This window comes from Gymnodinialimonas ulvae, from assembly GCF_037543845.1.
Classification (GTDB): Bacteria; Pseudomonadota; Alphaproteobacteria; order Rhodobacterales; family Rhodobacteraceae; genus Gymnodinialimonas; species Gymnodinialimonas ulvae.
This window is the reverse complement of the sequence record NZ_JBBIFX010000003.1, coordinates 37,610-56,477: the sequence shown is the minus strand read 5'-3', so window position 1 is coordinate 56,477 and position 18,868 is coordinate 37,610. Positions and strand designations below refer to the sequence as shown.

Genomic DNA, 18,868 nt, shown 5'->3' with positions numbered 1-18,868 from the left:
CGCGTTGCAGATGGACCATCCGACCCCCGCAAAGCAAGCGCCTTGGCGCGTTATGGTGTGGTTATGGCGCAGGTGTGCCGATGACAGCAGGGGGAAAAGTGCAACCGGGATTGCATTTCGTGGCCACGCCGATCGGCTCGGCGCGCGATATCACCCTGCGGGCGCTTGATGTGCTGTGGGCGGTGGATGTGATCGCAGCGGAAGACACCCGCACGGCCCGGCGGTTGATGGAGATCCATGGGGTCCCGCTTGGGGGGCGCAAGGTGCTGGCCTACCACGACCATTCCACCGCATCGGCGCGCGTGGGGCTTTTGAAGCTTCTGGATGGGACGACGTCGATGGCCTACGTGTCCGAGGCCGGGACGCCCTTGGTGGCGGATCCGGGGTATCAGCTTGGGCGGGCCGCAATCGAGGCGGGCATCGCGGTCTATTCCGCGCCTGGCGCATCGGCGGCTCTGGCGGCGTTGAGCGTCTCGGGCCTTGCGTCAGATCGGTTCCTGTTTGCCGGATTTCCACCAGCGCAGGCGGGCGCGCGCCGCAAATGGATGGCTGAGTTGGATGCGGCGCAGGCGACCACGATCGTTTACGAAAGCCCCAAACGCGTTCACCGAACATTAGGTGAATTGTGCGAAGTGTTGGGCGAAGATCGGGAGGTGGCGCTGTGCCGGGAATTGACCAAACGCTTCGAGGAAGTGCTGCGCGGCCCCAGTGGGCAGGTCCGCGACCGCCTGGCGCAGCACCCGGTGAAAGGCGAAATCGTTCTGGTGATCGCCCGCGGAACGGGCCCTGTCGCGTCGGAGGCGGAAATCGAGGCGATGTTGCGCGATGCAATGAAGGAGATGCCGCTGAAACAGGCCGCGGCACAGGTGGCCGAAATCCTCAACCTGTCGCGGCGGGATCTCTATCAACTGGGGCTGAAGCTGAAACACGACGGCTGAGGGGGCAGCGGGCCTATCTTGCGGGCAAGGCCGCCGAGGAACAGGTGATGCGGCTCTATCTGGACCATGGTCATATTCTGGTCGCCCGCCGGTGGCGCGGTGCGGGTGGGGAGATCGACCTTGTCATGGAACGCGACGGTCAGGCGATTTTCGTCGAAGTCAAGCAATCCCGCACCCATGCCCGCGCGGCGGAAAGCCTGTCGAAGCGTCAAGTCGAACGCTTATTGCACAGTGCGGAGGACTGCCTTGGGGGCTTTCCGAAAGGCAGTCTGACGCCGATGCGCTTCGATGTGGCGTTGGTCGATGGGCAGGGGCGGATTGATATCGTGCAGAATGCGTTCATGCAGTGATCCCCCATTGCACTGACCCACGCCGCACGCCAATTAGAGGCGTGATGGCAATGCGGAGGGGCAGGCATGTTGGTGGCGTTCCAGATGGACCCGATCGAAGCGGTCGATATCGCGGCGGATTCGTCCTTTCGGTTGGCCGAAGAGGCGCAAGCGCGTGGGCATGACCTCCTGGTCTATACGCCCGATGATTTGTTCTACCGCGAGAACCGTGTACTGGCCCGCGCCCGTCGGATCCGGGTGCAGCGCGTGCAAGGGGATCACGTGCAGGCGGAAGAGGCCGGGATTGTCGATCTGGCAGAGGTCGACGCGATCTGGCTCCGGCAGGATCCGCCGTTTGACATGGGCTATATCACCACGACGCATCTTCTGGACCGGTTGAAGGGCACGACACTTGTGATCAACGATCCGTTCTGGGTCCGCAACTCGCCTGAGAAGTTGCTGGTCCTCGACTATCCGGACCTGACGCCGCCGACGATGATTGCCCGCGACATCGAGATGCTGAAGGCCTTCAAGGAAGATCATGGCGACGTGATCCTGAAGCCGCTTTATGGAAATGGCGGGGCGGGGGTGTTTCGCTTGACGCCGGAAGATCGCAACCTCAACTCGCTGCATGAGCTGTTCACCGGTATCAATCGCGAGCCGTTGATCATGCAGAAGTTCCTCCCCGATGTCGCAGCGGGCGACAAGCGCGTGATCCTTGTCGATGGAGAGCCCGTCGGAGGCATCAACCGGGTTCCCGCGCAGGGCGAGACGCGGTCGAACATGCACGTTGGCGGCCGGCCGGAAGCGACGGCGTTGACCGAGCGCGAGCGCGAGATTTGCGCGATCATCGGGCCCCGTCTGAGAGAGATGGGACAGGTGTTCGTGGGCATCGATGTGATCGGCGGCTGGCTGACCGAGATCAACGTGACCTCGCCCACCGGCATTCAGGAGCTGGAACGCTTCGACGGCGTCAACATCGCTGAGAAAATCTGGGACGCGGTGGAGCGCCGTGTCGCCAAGGCATGAGCCTGCGGCTGAGCGTTTTGAACGTCATGTGCCGCGTCCTTGGCAAGACCCGGATGCGCCATGTCAAAAGGCCCGGCAGCCAGCGCAACGATTTCGATTACGTTGGTCGCGCGTTTGGTGGCCGCGCCAAGGGGCTTCGCGAACGGGCTGAGCCCGGCGCCCCGCCGTTTGCATCATGTGAACCGGAACCGGGCGCGCAGGGCACAATTCTGTATTTCCATGGCGGTGGGTTCATCGCGGGCTCGCCCGTTTCGCACCGCGCGTTGATCCGGGCTTTGGTGCGCCGGAGTGGCTGCCGCGTGGTCGCGCCCGATTATCGGCTTGGGCCGGAGCATATGTTGCCCGCGGCGCAGGAAGATGCGCGGGCCATGTGGGACCGGTTGATCGCGAACGGAACGCGCCCGGAGGACATTGTGTTGGCCGGCGACAGCGCCGGAGGCGGCATGGCATTGTCGTTGATGGCGGAGTTGGGGGCGGAGGGGGTGCGTCCGGCGGCTTGCGTGGCGTTGTGCCCCTGGACCGACCTGACCGGGTCGGGTGCGTCGATGGTCGAGAATGCCCGGCGCGATCCGCTTTTGCCCGCTGAGCGCCTGCCCGATCTGATCGGCTTTGCCACCGCACCCGGGACCGACTTGTCCGACCCGCGCCTGTCGCCGCTGTTTGCACGGTTCAAGGATCCGGTGCCCACGCTCATTCAATATGCAAAGACGGAAATCGTGCGTGACGACGCTTTGCGCATGGCCGATGTCTTGCGCGCAGCGGGTGGTCAGGTCGTGGTGCAGGATTGGGCGCATGCGCCACATGCGTGGCATGTGTTCGGAGAGGCCCTGCCCGAGGCACGCGACGCTATCGAGAAGGCTGCGCAGTTCATCAAGGCACAGCTATCCGTCTCGCGCGGCGATTAGCCGGTAGCCGATGGCCTCGGCGATATGTGGTGTACCGATCGTATTCACGCCTTCGAGATCGGCAATGGTGCGTGCCAGCCGCAAGACCCGGTGATAGCCGCGCGCGGTCAGGTGGAATTGATCGGCGGCTTTCAGCAGCATCTCTTTGCCTGCCCCATCAGGCGTTGCGATCTGGTCCAGAAGCGCGCCCTCGGCATCGGCGTTGACGATGGCATCAGCCCCGATTGACGCGAAACGCTCGGCCTGCACCGTTCGGGCCTGCGCCACACGTTCAGCGATCACGGCGCTGGTTTCGCCCGAGGCGGGAAGGTCGAGGTCGGAATAGGCGACAGGCGGCACTTCGAGGCGCAAATCGAAGCGGTCCATCAGCGGGCCGGAGATTTTGCCCATGTAATCCTGCCCGCAAACGGGCGCGCGGTTGCAGGCCTGATTGGCATCATAGAGATGGCCGCAGCGGCACGGATTGGCGGCGGCAATCAGAAGAAACCGACAGGGGTAGGTGACGTGGGCATTGGCGCGGGCGACGACCACATCGCCGGTTTCAATCGGTTGGCGCAGGGTTTCGAGCACCTGCCTTGGGTATTCCGGAAATTCGTCCAGAAACAGCACGCCGTTATGGGCGAGGCTGATCTCGCCGGGTTTGGCGCCGCGCCCGCCGCCGACGATGGCGGCCATGGATGCAGTGTGGTGGGGCGCGCGGTAGGGACGGGTGCGGGAAATGCCGCCTTCGGTCAGAAGCCCGGCAAGCGAGTGGATCATCGAGGTATCCAACGCCTCGGGCGCGGAGAGCGGCGGCAGGATGCCGGGAAGCCGTGCGGCGAGCATGGATTTGCCCGATCCGGGCGAGCCGATCATCAGCAAATGGTGACGTCCCGCGGCGGCGATTTCCATGGCCCGCTTGGCGCGCTCCTGCCCGCGCACTTCGGACAGGCATCGCGGCCCCGTGTCGGATGTGACCTCGCCGGGTCGGGCCGGTTCCAGCGGCGCGCGGTCGGTCAGATGGGCGATAAGCTCGGCCAGGGAGGTCGCGGCGACCACAGGGGTGGCCCCGACCCAGGCGGCTTCGGCCCCACAGCCCGCGGGGCAATAAAGACTGCGTCCGTCTTCGCCGGCTGCTAGCGCGGTCGGCAGGGCGCCGAGCACCGGAACGAGACGTCCGTCGAGCGACATTTCCCCAAGCGACATCGCGGCCTCGACGCGTTCTTTCGGGACGATGCCGAGGGCCGCCAGAAGGGCCAATGCGATGGGCAGGTCGAAATGGGAGCCTTCCTTGGGCAGGTCGGCGGGCGAGAGGTTGACGGTTATGCGGCGCGACGGCAGCGCGATGGCCATGGTCTGCAGCGCGGTCTTCACCCGTTCGCGCGCTTCGCTGACGGCTTTGTCGGGCAGGCCGACGATGGCAAAGCCGGGCAGGCCCGAGGTCACGGCGCATTGCACTTCCACCCGGCGGGCGTCCAACCCTTCGAAGGCGACGGTATGGGTGAGTGCAAGCGCTTCTGGCGAGGGTTGATCAAACATGACCCAGTCCTAGCCGGATCATGGTTAGCGAAGTGTTAATGAACCTTAAGAGAAGGTCGGAAACGGGATTCGCTGCAACGGGGCCTTGTCGTAGCGCCCGATTTCCTTGGTCTCTTTCAGGCCGTCGGCGCGCCAATCGAGAAACGCTGGATGGGTCGTGATGGCTTTGGCGTAGGCCAAAGACACGTCGGTCATGGGAAGGCCATAGGTCAGAAAGCGTGTGGCCACCGGGGCGTAGAAGGCATCCGCGAGCGTGAAATCACCGTAGAGGAACGGCCCACCGGACCTGCCGAGTGCCTTTGCCCATATCTCTTCGGCGCGGGCACAATCGGCAAGCACCGCATCGGAGGGCTGAAACCCCGCCCAGGCATTGCGCAAGTTGACCTGACAATTGGCGCGCAGATCGACAAAGCCCGAATGCATCTCGGCGATGATGCTTTGCGCCTCGGCCCGAAGGACGGGATCAGTGGGCAGCACCCCGCGATCGGGGAACGCTTCGGCCACGTGCCATGCAATCGCGATACTGTCGGTCAGCAAGCCGCCATCAGGGGTGCGCACGGCGGGCACTGTGCGATGGCCGCCAAAGGTCGCGACGGTATCGCGGAACGTGTCGCCGTAGATTTCGGCCATGTGCAACGTTACCGCAATGTCGAAGGGCGCAAACGAGAGCCAGGCTCGCATCGACCAACTGGAATAGGACTTCTGCCCGATCAAAAGAGAATATGTCATCGGTGCATACAGGCGTTGTTTGCGCAGAAGGTCAAACCAAACGGTTTGATGGCGTTCATCATGCGCTGTGATTGATCCGTTCGGCCCGCCAGCCGGTTGCGGTTTGCTCCAGCACCGTGACTGAGAGCGGTTCGATCCGGTGGCCGAGCGCCTCATAGGGCGTCATGCCGGTCAGCAGGGCCATGTGGCACAGGATGACACCGAAATGCGCCACAAGGATGAGGTCGCCATCGTGACGGTCACGCAAGGCGTCGACCGACGCGCCAACCCGCGCGGTTACCGCGTTCCAGCTTTCGCCGCCCGGGGGGGCGATATCGCCCGGTTCCTCCCAAAACGCTCGGCTGAGGTCGGGATGTTTGGCAGCCACCTCCGAGAAATGCAGCCCGTCCCAATCGCCGAAATCAAACTCCCGCAGGTCCGGAGCATGGGGCAATCTGCGACGACCGCTTGCGATGGCATCAGCGGTTGTAACGGCGCGTTTCAGATCGGACGAGACGATGGGCGTGTCCGCGGGCAACCACCGGCCAAGCCGTGCGATGGCCGCGGTATCCGACAGATCGGCGGGTACGTCGCGCCAACCTGTGAAGGTTGTCTGATGGGTCGGGCCGTGGCGGACCCAGATCAGGCGGCTCACCACGGATCATCCACCGGGTCGAGGTCCGGCTGCCCCTTCAACACCTGCGGCAGACCGGCGCGGATGTAGACCACCAGATCGCATTCAGTGGCGAGGCTTTGGTTCACTGCGCCCTGCACCCTTTGAAACGTACGCGCCAGCGTGTTGGCAGGGGTAATGCCGCCGGACACATCGTTGGACACCAGCACGACGGGCGCCCGCATCTGGATCAGCACGTCGATCAGGTGCTCAAGCTCTTCCTGCCAATCGCCATCGTCGATCATCAGGTTGGTGAGCCAGAACGTCACGCAATCCAGCAGCACGACCTCGCCGCTTTCGATCTGCATCAGGGCGTTGGCGGTGTCGTGCGGGGCCTCGATGGTGCGCCACCCCTGACCCATGCGGCGATCCTTGTGTGCCACGATTTTCTCGGACATCTCACCGTCGAGCATTTCGGCCGTCGCGATGTAGACTTTTGCGAGACCGGATTGATGCACCATGCGTTCGGCAAAGACGGATTTGCCGCTTGAAGCGCCACCGAGAACAAGGGTGAGAGGGGGCAGACGCAATTTAATGTCCCGAAATTTGATCCGAACGGTTCTTACCTGCGTAAACCTTTTTGAAAGCCGCCGAAACAGGCGGTTCGTTAGGTGAACAAAACCGGGGGGTCGTTATGGCATTTGACATGGGATCAGACCAGTCGCTTTCGCGGCGCGCAATGAAAGCGGAGCTGCTGGATGCGGAGACCGAGCTGCGGCTGGCATATGCGTGGCGCGATGAACGTTGCGAGGAAAGCCTGCACCGTTTGGTGACGGCATATATGCGGCTGGCCATCTCGATGGCGGCGAAATTCAAGCGCTACGGCGCGCCGATGAACGACCTGATCCAGGAAGCGGGTTTGGGTCTGATGAAGGCGGCGGACAAGTTTGATCCCGATCGTGGCGTACGGTTTTCGACCTATGCGGTGTGGTGGATCAAGGCGTCGATTCAGGATTACGTGATGCGCAACTGGTCGATGGTGCGCACCGGGTCGACATCGTCGCAGAAGTCGTTGTTCTTTAACATGCGCCGGGTTCAGGCCCGCCTCGAGCGCGAAGCAATGCAGGTGGGCGAGACGCTCGACAAGCATCAGCTGCGCCAGATGATCGCCACCGAAGTCGGTGTTCCGTTGCACGACGTTGAGATGATGGAAGGGCGTCTTGCGGGGTCTGATTATTCGCTCAATGCCACGCAATCGGTCGATGACGAGGGCCGCGAATGGATTGACGCGCTGGAAGACACCAGCGAACAGGCCGAAGAAATTGTCGAAGCCGACCACGATCGCGCGCAATTGCGCGAGTGGCTGATCGCGTCGATGAATGCCCTCAACGAACGCGAGCGTTTCATCGTGCGCGAGCGGAAGCTTCGCGAAAACCCACGCACCCTTGAGAGCCTTGGCAACGAGTTGGGCTTGTCGAAGGAACGCGTGCGGCAGCTTGAGGCGGCGGCCTTTGGCAAGATGCGCAAGACGCTTGAAGCGCAGTCGAAGGAGGTTCGGTCATTCTTCGCCGTGTAGCTCTTTACGCCCCGCTGATGCTTCTGGCCGGTCTATTCGTGATGACGCTGTTCGTGTCGCCGCCAACGGCCAATCCGCTGGATGCGTCCTTGCTGGTGATCCTTCCCTGATTATCCTTGGGGCGCCCGGAAACACGGGCGCCTCTTCGCCGTTCGGTTATTCCGATTGAAGCCCCGCGCCTGCGCGCCTAACGTGTCTCGCGACGGCGAAAGGGCGTAGCATGCTGGCCAACAAGCGAATTCTCCTGATCATTGGCGGTGGGATAGCGGCGTTCAAATCGCTCGACTTGATCCGGCGGCTGCGTGAGCAAGGCGCGTGTGTTACGCCGGTTCTGACCAAGGCGGCCGAGGAATTCGTGACGCCTCTGTCGGCCTCGGCGCTTGCGGCGCAGAAAGTATACCGCGATCTGTTTGACCTGACCGATGAGGCCGAGATGGGCCATATCGAATTGTCACGCGCCGCCGATCTGGTTGTGGTTGCCCCCGCCACGGCGGATCTGATGGCGAAGATGGCGCAGGGCCACGCGAATGATCTGGCCTCAACCTTGTTGATGGCGACCGACAAGCGCGTGCTGATCGCGCCTGCAATGAATGTGCGGATGTGGGAGCATGCCGCAACCCAGCGCAATCTGGCGATCCTGCAGGGCGACGGCATAAGTGTGGTCGGCCCCGATGAGGGCGACATGGCCTGTGGCGAGTTTGGCCCGGGTCGAATGAGCGAGGTGCCCGAGATCGTCGCCGCCGTTGGTGCGGCCTTGGGCGGCGGTCCGTTGCAGGGCAAGCATGTTCTTGTGACCTCGGGCCCGACCCATGAACCCATTGATCCGGTCCGATACATCGCCAACCGATCCTCTGGCGCGCAGGGCACGGCTTTGGCGGCTGCGTTGCGGGATCTGGGGGCACGGGTGACGTTCATAACAGGCCCGGCCAGCGTACCGCCCCCGGCGGGCGTGGGCGTCGTGCGGGTGGAAACGGCGGCGGAAATGGCCGCGGCGGTCGACACGGCCGTGGCTTCGGCGGATGCGGCGGTATTTGCGGCGGCGGTGGCGGATTGGCGGGTGGAGAATGCCAGCGGATCGAAGATGAAGAAGGACGGCTCGGGCAATGCTCCGGCGTTGGAGTTTGCCGAGAATCCGGACATCTTGGCGACTGTGGCGCAGCGCACGGCGGGGCGTCCGCGACTGGTCGTGGGCTTTGCGGCCGAGACAGACGACGTGGTGGCCAATGCGACCGCCAAACGCGCGCGCAAGGGCTGTGATTGGATCGTGGCCAATGATGTGTCGCCCGAGACCGGCATCATGGGCGGCTCCGAGAACCGGGTCGTCCTGATTTCGCAGGACGCGGCGGAGGAATGGCCTAGGTTGCCCAAGGGCGAGGTCGCGCGTCGTTTGGCGCAGCGGATCGCGGAGGCTTTGGCCGATTGAACAAGGGGCTGCAGGGGACTGCGGGGGATGCGGGTGCCTGAAATCGAAGTGGTTCGAGAGGACTGGGCGGATGCCGGCGTGGCGTTGCCCGAATACGCGACGGCAGGCGCGGCTGGGGCCGATCTGCGGGCAAATTTTGCGCCCGGTGATCGCGGCGGGCTGACGCTTGGGCCGGGCATGCGGGCGCTTGTGCCAACCGGTCTGCGCGTGGCGATCCCAGAGGGCTTCGAGATGCAGATCCGCCCCCGTTCGGGCCTTGCGTTGAAACATGGCGTGACGCTGGCCAATGCGCCCGGCACCATCGACAGCGACTATCGCGGACCGTTGGGGGTGATCCTGATCAACCTCGGAGATGCGGCCTTTGAGGTCACCCATGGCGCGCGGATTGCGCAGGCCGTGATCGCGCCGGTCGTGTTGGCCGAATACCGCGTCGTGCCGGCCTTGTCCGATACCGCGCGGGGCGCTGGTGGGTTTGGATCCACGGGGGCAGGCTGATGCTGTTTGTCCTGTTTCTTGCGGCGGTGCTGTGGGGCATCGGCCATGTCATGAAAACGCCGGTGCAGGCGCGCCTTTACATGGTGGGTCTGCTTTATGTTGCTGTGCTTGGGGTGCAGATTGCGTTGCCCACTGGTCACCCGTTGCGCGAGGCGACGGGGGGGGCTGCGGCGATGTGGCTTCTGTTCGGCGGCTTTGTCGCGGTCGTTCTGGCCTATCGCATGCTGCTTGGCCGTGTCCGGGGTCGCGCCGAAGAGGTTGAGGCCGCGCGCGATGCGATCACCGGAGCGAGCGAAGGTCCGTTTCGGGATGTCGAGCTGGAACGCTACGCGCGCCACATCACGTTGCCCGATATCGGCGGCGGTGGTCAGCTTGCGCTCAAGAACGCCAAGGTACTGGTGGTGGGCGCGGGCGGGTTGGGATCGCCCGCGTTGCTTTATCTTGCGGCAGCGGGCGTCGGGCGGATCGGGGTGATCGACCATGACGAGGTCAGCCTGTCGAACCTGCAACGTCAGATCATCCACAGTGACGCGCGCACCGGAATGCCCAAGGTCTTCTCCGCCGAGGTCGCGGTGGGTGCGTTGAACCCCCATGTCGAGCTGCGCCCCTACCATCGAGCGCTGACGGCGGATGTCGCCGAAACGTTGTTTGCGGAATACGATCTGATCCTCGATGGCACGGACAGCTTTGTCGTGCGTGCCGAGGTCAACCGCGCCGCCGTTGCCGCCGGGCGCCCGGTGATCGCAGGCGCGATTTCGGCCTGGGAAGGGCAGGTGACGCTTTATGATCCCGCAGGCGGCGCGCCTTGCATGGCGTGCGTTTTCCCGACCGCACCCGCGCCGGACTTGGCCGCGACCTGTGCCGAGACCGGCGTGATTGGGGCGCTTCCCGGCGTTGTCGGGTCGATAATGGCACTCGAGGCGATCAAGGAGATCACGGGCGCCGGGGACGGCTTGCGGGGGCGGATGCTGATTTACGATGCACTGCATGCCGAGACACGCATCCTGCGCGCGCAACGCCGCGCCGATTGCACGGTTTGCGGCGGGCTTTGATCGGGCAGGCCTTGTGCGCCTGCGTGGCTGCGCCATACTGACCCCAGATCTACAGGGGAGTCCCGATCATGAAGCATTTTGTTCTGGCCACATTGGCCGCGCTTGTTCCGTTTGCCGCCGGTGCCGACGGGCATTTGCCCGACCTTGAGGGCCGCGAAATCGTTGTCGTCACGGAAAACGCCTATCCGCCGCTGCAATTCATCGACCCGGCCTCGGGAGAGGCCATCGGATGGGAATATGACGCGCTTGAGATCCTCGCGGAGCGGTTGAACTTCACGCCGGTGATCGAGAACATCAGTTGGGACGCGATGATCCCCGCGGTGTCCGAAGGGCAATACGACATGGGCATGACCGGGATCACGATCCGCGAAGACCGCGATGAATTGGTCGATTTCAGCGCGCCCTACATGGTCAGCCAGATGCGCATGCTGGTCGCCGCCGACGAGGACCGGTTTGCCACGGCGGAAGAATTCGGCGCGGATGATCAGTTGCTGATCGGAAGCCAGGCGGGCACAACGCCGTTTTATGTGGGGGTCTATGACGTGCTGGACGGAGATGAAGCCAACCCGCGCATCGTGTTGTTCGAGACGATCCCGGCGGCGATTCAGGCGCTGATGACGGAAGATGTGGATATGGTTCTGGCCGACAGCGCGGGGGGGCAGGGCTATGTGTCCGCTAACCCCGACCGGCTGCAGATGATCGGTGATCCGCTTGGCACCGAAGAGTTTGGCTTCATCTTCCCGAATGACAGCGAATTGGTCGCCGCGATGGATGCCGGCATCGAAAGCATGCGCGCGGATGGGACGCTGGAGGCGCTCGACCAGCGTTGGTTCGTCGACTACGCGCTTGGGCAGTAAGGCACTGGGCGCGCTGAGAATTTCGGCGCCCCATCTGCCATGATCTCCCCGACACCGCAGGACAAGGATTTCCCTTGGTGGCTTGTCGCGCTGGCCGCTTTGGGGGCGTTTGCCTTTTGGCGGATGTGGGGCGATCCGATCTATGGACAGCTTGTGGTGACCCTGCGCCGGGGCGTGGGCATTACGGTGATGGTGACGCTTGTGGGTTTTTCCATGGCGTCGCTGATGGGCATGGGCCTTGCGTTGATGAGCCTGTCCCGCAGCCTTGTCTTGCGGCAGACCGCGCGGTTCTACATCGAGATCGTGCGGGGTGTGCCGATCATCGTGCTGCTCCTTTACGTGGCCTTTGTCTTCGCGCCAGCGTTGGTCGCTGCGTACAATTGGGCCGCCGAGGGGATCGGCGTCGATCCGATCCGCACCCGTGATTTCCCGCTTCTCTGGCGGGCAATCATCGCGCTGGCGATCGGGTATTCCGCGTTCATTGCCGAGGTCTTCCGTGCGGGCCTGCAATCGGTGGACAAGGGGCAATTGGAGGCGGCGGACGCGTTGGGATTGAGCCGTTGGAACCGGTTCCGGCACATCGTCTTTCCGCAGGCGATCCGGACGATCCTGCCGCCGTTGGGCAATGATTTCGTGGCGATGGTCAAGGATTCCTCGCTTGTTTCGGTGCTTGGGGTGTTGGACGTGACGCAATTGGGCAAGGTCATTGCGGCGTCGAATTTCCGATATTTCGAGACGTACAACGTTGTGGCGTTGATCTATCTGACGATGACGGTGAGCTTGTCGCTTCTGCTGCGGCGGTTGGAGGTGCGGTTGCGGCAGGGCGAGCAGCGGTGAGTGGGGGCACCCCGTGGCTGCGCTTTTTCGAGTATTTTTGAAACAAGGAAGGGGGTGTTGGCGCGCCGTGACTGACCTATGTGAAGTGCAAAGGAGATTTGCCGATGACCAACCACTTGCTTGAGCCCTGGACGACGCCGTTTGAGATGCCGCCGTTTGCGCAGATCACCGACGCGGATTTTGCGCCCGCGATGGACGAGGCGATTTCCGAGGCCCGCCGTGGCGTGATCGAGATTGCCGAAAACCCGGATGCGCCGAGCTTTGCGAATACCATCGAAGCGCTGGAGTTGTCGGACGCGCTCTTGGAGCGTGTGGCAGGGGTTTTCTATAATCTTGCCGGATCGGATTCGAACCCTGCGCGTGAAGCGCTGCAGCGGGACTTTGCGCCGAAGTTGTCGGCGCTGTCGTCGGAAATTTCCAACAACGCAAAACTGTTCGCGCGGATTGAAGACCTTTGGTCGCGGCGTGATGCGCTTGGGTTAAGCGATGAACAGATGCGCGTTCTTGAACTGACGCGGCGTGGGTTCGTGCGGGCCGGGGCCGGGTTGGAAGGGGGCGCGCGCGACCGGTTGACCGAGGTGATGGCGCGGTTGTCGACGCTTGGCACGGCGTTCACGCAGAACCTTCTGGCCGACGAACGCAGTTGGTTCATGGCGTTGGAGGAAGCGGATCTGGTGGGCTTGCCGGACTTCGTCGTGGATGCCGCGCGGGCGGCGGGGGAAGAGGTGGGTGCAGGCGGGCCGGTTGTGACGCTGTCGCGGTCGTTGATCGTGCCGTTCTTGCAGTTTTCGCCGCGCCGGGATTTGCGCGAGCAGGCTTACGAGGCCTGGGCCGCGCGGGGGGCAAACGGCGGCGAGACCGACAATCGCGACATCGCCGCGGAGACTTTGGCATTGCGCGATGAGCGTGCCAAGTTGCTGGGATACAAGGACTTTGCGGCATTCAAGCTTGAAACCGAGATGGCAGGATCGGCGGATAACGTGCGTGAATTGCTGATGGCGGTCTGGGCGCCGGCCAAGCGTCAGGCCGAGGCGGATGCCGAAAAGCTGGCCGCGATGATGGCCGAAGATGGCGTCAACGGACCGCTGGAGCCTTGGGATTGGCGGTATTATTCGGAGAAGCGGCGCAAGGCGGAGCATGATCTGGATGAGGCCGAGTTGAAGCCGTATCTGTCGCTTGAGGCGATGATCGCTGCGGCGTTTGATTGCGCGAACCGGCTGTTCGGGTTGGAATTCAAACCACTGGATGTTCCGCTTTACCACGCTGATGCGCGGGCCTGGGAGGTGACGCGAGACGGTAAACATGTCGCTGTTTTCATTGGAGATTACTTCGCGCGCGGGTCGAAGCGGTCGGGCGCTTGGTGCTCGGCGATGCGGTCGCAGAAGAAGTTGGGCGGGGAGACGCGGCCGATTGTTGTGAACGTGTGCAACTTTGCTAAGGGTGCGCCGAGTTTGTTGTCGTATGACGATGCCAGGACGCTGTTTCACGAGTTCGGTCATGCGCTGCACCAGATGTTGAGCGATGTGACCTATGGGTCGATTTCGGGGACATCGGTGGCGCGCGACTTTGTGGAATTGCCGAGCCAGCTTTATGAGCATTGGCTGGAAGTGCCTGAAGTTCTTGAGAAATATGCGACACATGTGGAAACGGGCGAGGCGATGCCGAAGGACCTGCTGGAGCGGCTTCTGGCGGCGCAGACCTATGACATGGGCTTTTCGACGGTGGAATATGTCGCCTCGGCGCTGGTCGACTTGGATTTCCATGATGGCGACGCTACAGGTAACCCAATGGAATCGCAGGAGAAAACGTTGGAGCGGATTGGAATGCCGCATGCAATCGAGATGCGGCATCGCACGCCGCAATTCGCCCATGTCTTCGCGGGCGACGGATATTCCAGCGGATATTATAGTTACATGTGGTCCGAAGTGATGGATGCGGATGCGTTCGAGGCCTTTGAACAGGCCGGTGGTCCGTTCGATCCAGAAATGGCCAAGGCGTTGGAAACACACATTCTTTCGGCTGGCGGGAGCCAGGAGGCGGATGTGCTTTACACCGCGTTCCGCGGCCGGATGCCGGGTGTTGAGGCGTTGCTTAAGGGGCGTGGTCTGGGCGACGCCGCATAGGGCGCGGAGCGCGCGCTAGTCGAAACTTTCATCCGCGTCGACGCCCCAGATGGCAGCCGTCTGGACCCAGCCGCGGTAACCGCCGACCTCCATCAGGCACCAATCGGGTTGGCATTCGCGCAGCCGTCCGGTGACGCCCAGTTCGGCATGGGCGCGGACCAGTGAGGCGGTGTCGGGGCGCGCGTAGAGCGGCAGCATGTCTTCTTCGACAATTGCGGAGCGTTCGCCGGACAGAAGGGAGTAATGCATCCAGCCGCCCGCGCCGTCGCGATCAACCACGCGGCGCCAATGGCCATGTTCGGCGACGATCATCATCGGCATGTGGCGACGGGTGAAAACCCAGTCGATGCGGTGCGACCGTGAGGGGCCGCGCCGGGCGTTGCCCTCGGAGGCGCGCATCGAGACGTAGCGCGGGATCGCGAAGCCGGTGACGGGACCGACGCGTTCGGGGGCGGATGTTGCCTCGGTGGACGCCAGTACGGCCTCGGTCTGAGCAAGGGTAGGGGAGGGGGCCAGCGCAAGCGCGCAAAAGCAAAGTGTGACAAAGCCTGCAATGGCGTTGCGCATGTGTCCTGCCTTCGTTCCGATGACCCCGCAGGGTCAGACGTATCCTCAATCGTCCCAGTGATCTTGCGCCACCGGTGACGATAGGAGAGTGTCACGACAGAGGGCCAAAACCAAGCGTTCGGAGACAGGGCATGGCAGGTGAGCGGTTAAGTGTTGTTGTTACGCGACGGTTGCCGGAGGCAGTCGAGACGCGGATGAGCGAATTGTTCGACGTGGAATTGCGCGAAGACGATCGCCCGATGAGTCGGGAGGATCTGGTCGCGGCGATGGGGCGCGCGGATGTTCTGGTTCCGTGCATTGCTGACCGGATCGACGGCGGCATGTTGGGGCAGGCGGGGGACCGGCTGAAGCTGATCGCGAATTTCGGGGCAGGGGTCGATCATATCGACGTCTCCACCGCGCGGCAGCGGGGTGTTCTGGTCAGCAATACGCCCGGTGTGATGACCGATGACACGGCGGATATGGTGATGGCCCTGATGCTGAGCGTGCTGCGCCGCGTGCCGGAGGGCATGGGTGTGATGCAGGCCGGAAATTGGGAAGGCTGGTCGCCGACGGCGTTCATGGGGGGCCGGATCGCGGGCAAGCGGTTGGGCATTCTGGGCATGGGCCGGATCGGGCAGGCCGTGGCGCGGCGCGCGGGCGCGTTCGGGATGCAGGTGCATTACCACAACCGCCGCAAGCTTCACGCCGACACCGAGGCGGAGGTGCAGGCAACCTATTGGGAGAGCCTCGATCAGATGATCGCGCGGATGGATGTGATCAGCGTGAATTGCCCTCATACGCCGTCGACGTTTCATTTGATGAATGCGCGGCGGTTGAAGTTGATGAAGCCCGACGCGGTGATTGTGAACACGTCGCGGGGCGAGGTGATCGACGAAAACGCGCTGACCCGGATGTTGCGCGCGGGAGAGATCGCGGGCGCGGGGTTGGATGTGTTCGAGAAAGGGCGCGAGGTGAACCCGCGTCTGAGGGATCTGCAGAACGTGGTGTTGTTGCCGCATATGGGATCGTCGACGCGCGAGGGGCGGATCGAGATGGGTGAGAAGGTTTTGATCAATATCAAGACCTTTGCGGATGGGCACCGGCCGCCGGATCTGGTTGTGCCGAGCATGTTGTGAGCGGGCGGGCGGAGCCGCCCTTGCGCGGGCCGGAGCGCCCGGTTTTGCAGGGCGAGCGGCGTGAGGGCGCGCGGCGCGGGCATGTGCCGGGCCTGCGCGGGGTGGTTTTCGCGCTTGTTGGATTGGTGTGCCTTGCCGTTGGCGGCTGGGATTTGCTGCGCGGGGGCGGGGTGAACCCGGCCTTGCCGCCTGCGGTTGATGCCGCCGAAGAGATCGCGGTGGTCACGGCGGGGGTCTACGTGAGCTTGCGCGCGATCAACGCGGCGCTGTCGGCGGCGCAGGAAGTGGAGGTCGGGGCCTCCATCGGGGCGCAGGCGAGTTTGCAGCCTTTGAAGGTGTTGGAGCCGGTGGACGACACGGTGGAGCGGGTTGCCGATGTGGTCTTTGCAGTCGCCGCGGGGGCGGCGTTGGCGAGCGTGGGTTTGCAGCCGGTGGCGGCCGTTGGGTTGATCTTATTGGGTATCGGGTTAATCGGCTTCGGCTTCGCGAGCGGGTCGGCGGCGCGGGCGAGTCTTCGGGCGGTGCGTTTGGGCGCGGCGCTGGGGCTGGTGTTGCCGTTGGTCTTTGCGGGAGGTGTTTGGTTGGGGGAGGTCGCGACGCGGGTGCAATGGGACGCGGCGATGGCGGAGCTGGACGCCGTTGCGGGTGAGGCGCGGGTCCTGATCGGGGCGGGAGAGGCGGAGTTGCTGGGGGTGGCGGAGGGCGAGGAGGGCATGATTTCGGGCTTCCTGTCGGCGATCACCGGCGCGCGGGACAGCGTGCAGGGCTATGTCGAGGCGGCGGCGGTGTTCACGCGCGAGGCGGATACACTGTTTTCGGCCACCTTGACGATCATCGGGGTTTTCGTACTGCGGGTGTTGGTGTTGCCGGTGCTGTTGCTGTGGTCGGTGATGGTTCTGGTCCGGCGGAGTGTGGAATAGGCGGCGGGAAATCCCGACTACACCTGCCGTGCGTTGGATGGCAGGCTTGGGCCATTCATTTCATTCGGGAGCTTTGACAGATGACATTTGCGAGAACCAATCTGGCCGGTTTGGCCGCCCTTGCCACCCTTGCGCCAACGATGGCGGCTGCTGATAGCTGCTGGTGGCACAACGGATCGTTGATGCGGCTGTCGGCCTATGGCGAGGGGCGGGCCTTTCATTATGAGAACCCGCGCGGCGCGTTGGCGGCGGCGGGTGTGCAAAACGGCACGATGTTGTTCAACGGCCGCAATCAGGGCGGATATTATTCCGGCGTGGCGCAGGTGTTTTCTTCGTCCTGCCCGGGTCAGCCGCTGATGTACGAGGTCGCGGGCCCGGTCGGGCCGAACCAGACCAGCGTGACGCTTTATGGCACGCGAGAGGTGCGCAACGGCTGTTTCGGAACCGGGCAATATGTGCAGGATGTGCTGACGTTCACCTATGCGTTTCAGTGTTGATGGGGACGAGCGGGGAAGACGTTGACCTGCCGGCCTCGCCCCTCCCGCTGCATTGGCGGGGGACTTTGTGCACAGGCTCCAGACCTCCGCCGCCTGAGGTGGTGATTGGTGCCAGGACGATGAGCTTGTCACCATGGTAGAGGATGTTGAGCGTGCGCAGCGCGCCTTTGGCTTTGCCGTAGCCGAAATAGACCGGGGCGCGCCGATTGTGATGGCGGGGACGCTGAAATGTGCCGCGAGGATTCGCGCCGATGCCCCGCCCAAAGACTGATCCACGACGCCGGCGATGTGTCGTCCGACTTGCATCCTTTTGATTTGCGATTTGATGAAGAGCGCATGGCGTTGAAGGCGCGCCGCTTGGCTTTCACGCGTTTGATGTTGAGGTTGAGGTTGAGTTTGGATTGATCCGTCCAGCCGTCGCGGCCGGGTATCACGAGGGTGCCGTCCTTCACTCAGACGCATTCAGCCTTGTAGCGGTTGAACACGCGCTTGGTGCCCGTCGGTGCGGTGTTGGTTTCGCCGAAATGCTCGAGGCGGCTCGATGTGTCAGTACCCAAAGGTTCGCGTTTGGCGCGTTGGGGGTGGGGCCATCTAATGGTATTGGCGGGTTTTGGTATGGGTGGGGTGGCTTAGTCTGCATCGTGCGAGATGCCGGTCGTTTGGCCGCATGGCATGCTTTGCGCAGGGAGAGATCGTGTTGAAATTCATCGCAGGCTTTTTTGCAATCGCATTGATCGGTGCGGTGGTGGTCTGGTTCTTGCGTGCGCCCTCTGAACTGGAGGTTCGGGTCAGCCATGGGGACCTGGAGGCTGCGATCAGCGCGGCTTTGGCGGAAGATCCCCATGTTGGTCGGCTGCCGCGAGCGCGGTTTTCGCATTTGTCCTTGGCCGATGAGGTGGGCGTGATCCTTGTCGGTAATGGGCGCTGGTTCAATTTTGGTGCGGGAGGCTTTCCTTACCCGGATATCGAGTTGCGCGTCGAAATACCGGCCGAGCCGGATGCGTGGGAGGTGCGCGATGGCGGGCTTGCGGTGGCGCGCGTTGAGATCATCGAGGCCGAGCGCCTCGCATATGACGGCGGCGGCGGACGGCCCGAAAGTGAGGCGAACCGGGCGGGGTGGGAGCGGTTAATTGTGCGATTGTTCGATCGAATAGAGAGCGTTGGCGATCTGCCGCTGGGGTTTGCGGATTGGCAGATTGTTGAGGTTGAAGCGGAGGCAAACGGTCTGCGCTTTGTGCTGCGTCGATAGCGGGCCGCTGTTGATGTCGCTTTTCCGCGCGTTTCGGTCGGGTGGGTAAGGCGCAGTGCCCGCGTTTGCGGCAGGTATGATCCGGACCAGATCTGCCGGAGCTTCCCGATGAAT

20 protein-coding genes are annotated in these 18,868 nt (G+C 63.3%); 15 read left to right on the top strand and 5 right to left on the bottom strand.

Annotated features, from left to right (window positions below; translation table 11 throughout):
* The first annotated feature begins 80 nt into the window (after positions 1 to 80).
* The 4 genes from rsmI (at position 81) to V8J83_RS14080 (ending at position 3,201) form a co-directional block, all read left to right on the top strand.
* Positions 81 to 938, top strand: coding sequence for a 16S rRNA (cytidine(1402)-2'-O)-methyltransferase (gene rsmI, locus V8J83_RS14095; protein WP_339987064.1), 858 nt, complete (start codon positions 81 to 83; stop codon positions 936 to 938).
* On the top strand, positions 935 to 1,288 hold the full coding sequence (locus tag V8J83_RS14090; protein WP_339987675.1) for a YraN family protein: 354 nt from the start codon (positions 935 to 937) through the stop codon (positions 1,286 to 1,288). The genes rsmI and V8J83_RS14090 overlap by 4 nt, the downstream gene beginning before the upstream one ends.
* Before the next feature lie 66 nt (positions 1,289 to 1,354).
* Entirely contained in the window at positions 1,355 to 2,296 is a 942-nt protein-coding gene (gene gshB / locus V8J83_RS14085; protein ID WP_339987063.1) for a glutathione synthase, read from the top strand.
* Positions 2,293 to 3,201, top strand: coding sequence for an alpha/beta hydrolase (locus V8J83_RS14080; RefSeq protein WP_339987062.1), 909 nt, complete (start codon positions 2,293 to 2,295; stop codon positions 3,199 to 3,201). Before gshB ends, V8J83_RS14080 begins: the two co-directional genes overlap by 4 nt.
* On the opposite strand, the gene V8J83_RS14075 is transcribed toward V8J83_RS14080, so the two are convergent.
* Genes V8J83_RS14075 through cobU form a run of 4 tightly spaced genes read right to left on the bottom strand, consistent with a single transcriptional unit; the run spans position 3,178 to position 6,630 of the window.
* Positions 3,178 to 4,719 (bottom strand): YifB family Mg chelatase-like AAA ATPase, encoded by a 1,542-nt coding sequence (locus V8J83_RS14075; protein WP_339987061.1) that lies wholly within the window; start codon positions 4,717 to 4,719, stop codon positions 3,178 to 3,180. The two genes, V8J83_RS14080 and V8J83_RS14075, sit on opposite strands and share 24 nt — an antisense overlap.
* A gap of 45 nt (positions 4,720 to 4,764) precedes the next feature.
* On the bottom strand, positions 4,765 to 5,448 hold the full coding sequence (locus V8J83_RS14070; RefSeq protein WP_339987060.1) for a glutathione S-transferase: 684 nt from the start codon (positions 5,446 to 5,448) through the stop codon (positions 4,765 to 4,767).
* 58 nt (positions 5,449 to 5,506) lie between these two features.
* Complete coding sequence (locus tag V8J83_RS14065; protein ID WP_339987059.1) at positions 5,507 to 6,082, bottom strand: histidine phosphatase family protein; 576 nt, start codon at positions 6,080 to 6,082, stop codon at positions 5,507 to 5,509.
* Entirely contained in the window at positions 6,079 to 6,630 is a 552-nt protein-coding gene (cobU, locus tag V8J83_RS14060) for a bifunctional adenosylcobinamide kinase/adenosylcobinamide-phosphate guanylyltransferase (RefSeq protein ID WP_339987058.1), read from the bottom strand. The genes V8J83_RS14065 and cobU overlap by 4 nt, the downstream gene beginning before the upstream one ends.
* Before the next feature lie 104 nt (positions 6,631 to 6,734).
* Between cobU and V8J83_RS14055 the strand changes: the two genes are divergently transcribed.
* The 7 genes from V8J83_RS14055 (at position 6,735) to V8J83_RS14025 (ending at position 14,403) form a co-directional block, all read left to right on the top strand.
* Positions 6,735 to 7,616, top strand: a complete 882-nt coding sequence (locus V8J83_RS14055) for an RNA polymerase factor sigma-32 (protein WP_339987057.1) — start codon at positions 6,735 to 6,737, stop codon at positions 7,614 to 7,616.
* Positions 7,617 to 7,836: 220 nt separating this feature from the next.
* On the top strand, positions 7,837 to 9,039 hold the full coding sequence (coaBC, locus tag V8J83_RS14050) for a bifunctional phosphopantothenoylcysteine decarboxylase/phosphopantothenate--cysteine ligase CoaBC (RefSeq protein ID WP_339987056.1): 1,203 nt from the start codon (positions 7,837 to 7,839) through the stop codon (positions 9,037 to 9,039).
* 27 nt (positions 9,040 to 9,066) lie between these two features.
* Positions 9,067 to 9,534: a dUTP diphosphatase gene (dut, locus tag V8J83_RS14045; RefSeq protein WP_339987055.1), complete on the top strand. Its 468-nt coding sequence runs from the start codon at positions 9,067 to 9,069 to the stop codon at positions 9,532 to 9,534.
* On the top strand, positions 9,534 to 10,586 hold the full coding sequence (locus tag V8J83_RS14040; protein ID WP_339987054.1) for a HesA/MoeB/ThiF family protein: 1,053 nt from the start codon (positions 9,534 to 9,536) through the stop codon (positions 10,584 to 10,586). Before dut ends, V8J83_RS14040 begins: the two co-directional genes overlap by 1 nt.
* A 68-nt stretch (positions 10,587 to 10,654) precedes the next feature.
* Positions 10,655 to 11,443, top strand: coding sequence for a substrate-binding periplasmic protein (locus V8J83_RS14035; protein ID WP_339987053.1), 789 nt, complete (start codon positions 10,655 to 10,657; stop codon positions 11,441 to 11,443).
* Positions 11,444 to 11,482: 39 nt separating this feature from the next.
* Positions 11,483 to 12,280, top strand: a complete 798-nt coding sequence (locus V8J83_RS14030; RefSeq protein ID WP_339987052.1) for an amino acid ABC transporter permease — start codon at positions 11,483 to 11,485, stop codon at positions 12,278 to 12,280.
* A gap of 104 nt (positions 12,281 to 12,384) precedes the next feature.
* A complete protein-coding gene (locus V8J83_RS14025; RefSeq protein ID WP_339987051.1) occupies positions 12,385 to 14,403 on the top strand; it encodes a M3 family metallopeptidase in 2,019 nt (672 codons plus the stop codon).
* A 15-nt stretch (positions 14,404 to 14,418) separates the two neighbouring features.
* On the opposite strand, the gene V8J83_RS14020 is transcribed toward V8J83_RS14025, so the two are convergent.
* Positions 14,419 to 14,970, bottom strand: a complete 552-nt coding sequence (locus V8J83_RS14020; protein WP_339987050.1) for an SH3 domain-containing protein — start codon at positions 14,968 to 14,970, stop codon at positions 14,419 to 14,421.
* Positions 14,971 to 15,101: 131 nt separating this feature from the next.
* On the opposite strand from V8J83_RS14020, the gene V8J83_RS14015 reads away from it, so the two are divergent.
* From V8J83_RS14015 to V8J83_RS14000, 4 genes are all read left to right on the top strand, one after another.
* The gene (locus V8J83_RS14015) at positions 15,102 to 16,088 is read left to right on the top strand and encodes a 2-hydroxyacid dehydrogenase (RefSeq protein WP_339987049.1); all 987 of its coding nucleotides are present in this window, start codon (positions 15,102 to 15,104) and stop codon (positions 16,086 to 16,088) included.
* 20 nt (positions 16,089 to 16,108) lie between these two features.
* On the top strand, positions 16,109 to 17,008 hold the full coding sequence (locus V8J83_RS14010) for a hypothetical protein (protein WP_339987048.1): 900 nt from the start codon (positions 16,109 to 16,111) through the stop codon (positions 17,006 to 17,008).
* Positions 17,009 to 17,088: 80 nt separating this feature from the next.
* Positions 17,089 to 17,505, top strand: coding sequence for a hypothetical protein (locus V8J83_RS14005; protein WP_339987047.1), 417 nt, complete (start codon positions 17,089 to 17,091; stop codon positions 17,503 to 17,505).
* A 697-nt stretch (positions 17,506 to 18,202) separates the two neighbouring features.
* Positions 18,203 to 18,754 carry a hypothetical protein gene (locus V8J83_RS14000; RefSeq protein WP_339987046.1) on the top strand — a complete coding sequence of 184 codons (552 nt, stop codon included), beginning with the start codon at positions 18,203 to 18,205 and terminating at the stop codon, positions 18,752 to 18,754.
* Positions 18,755 to 18,868: the final 114 nt, after the last annotated feature.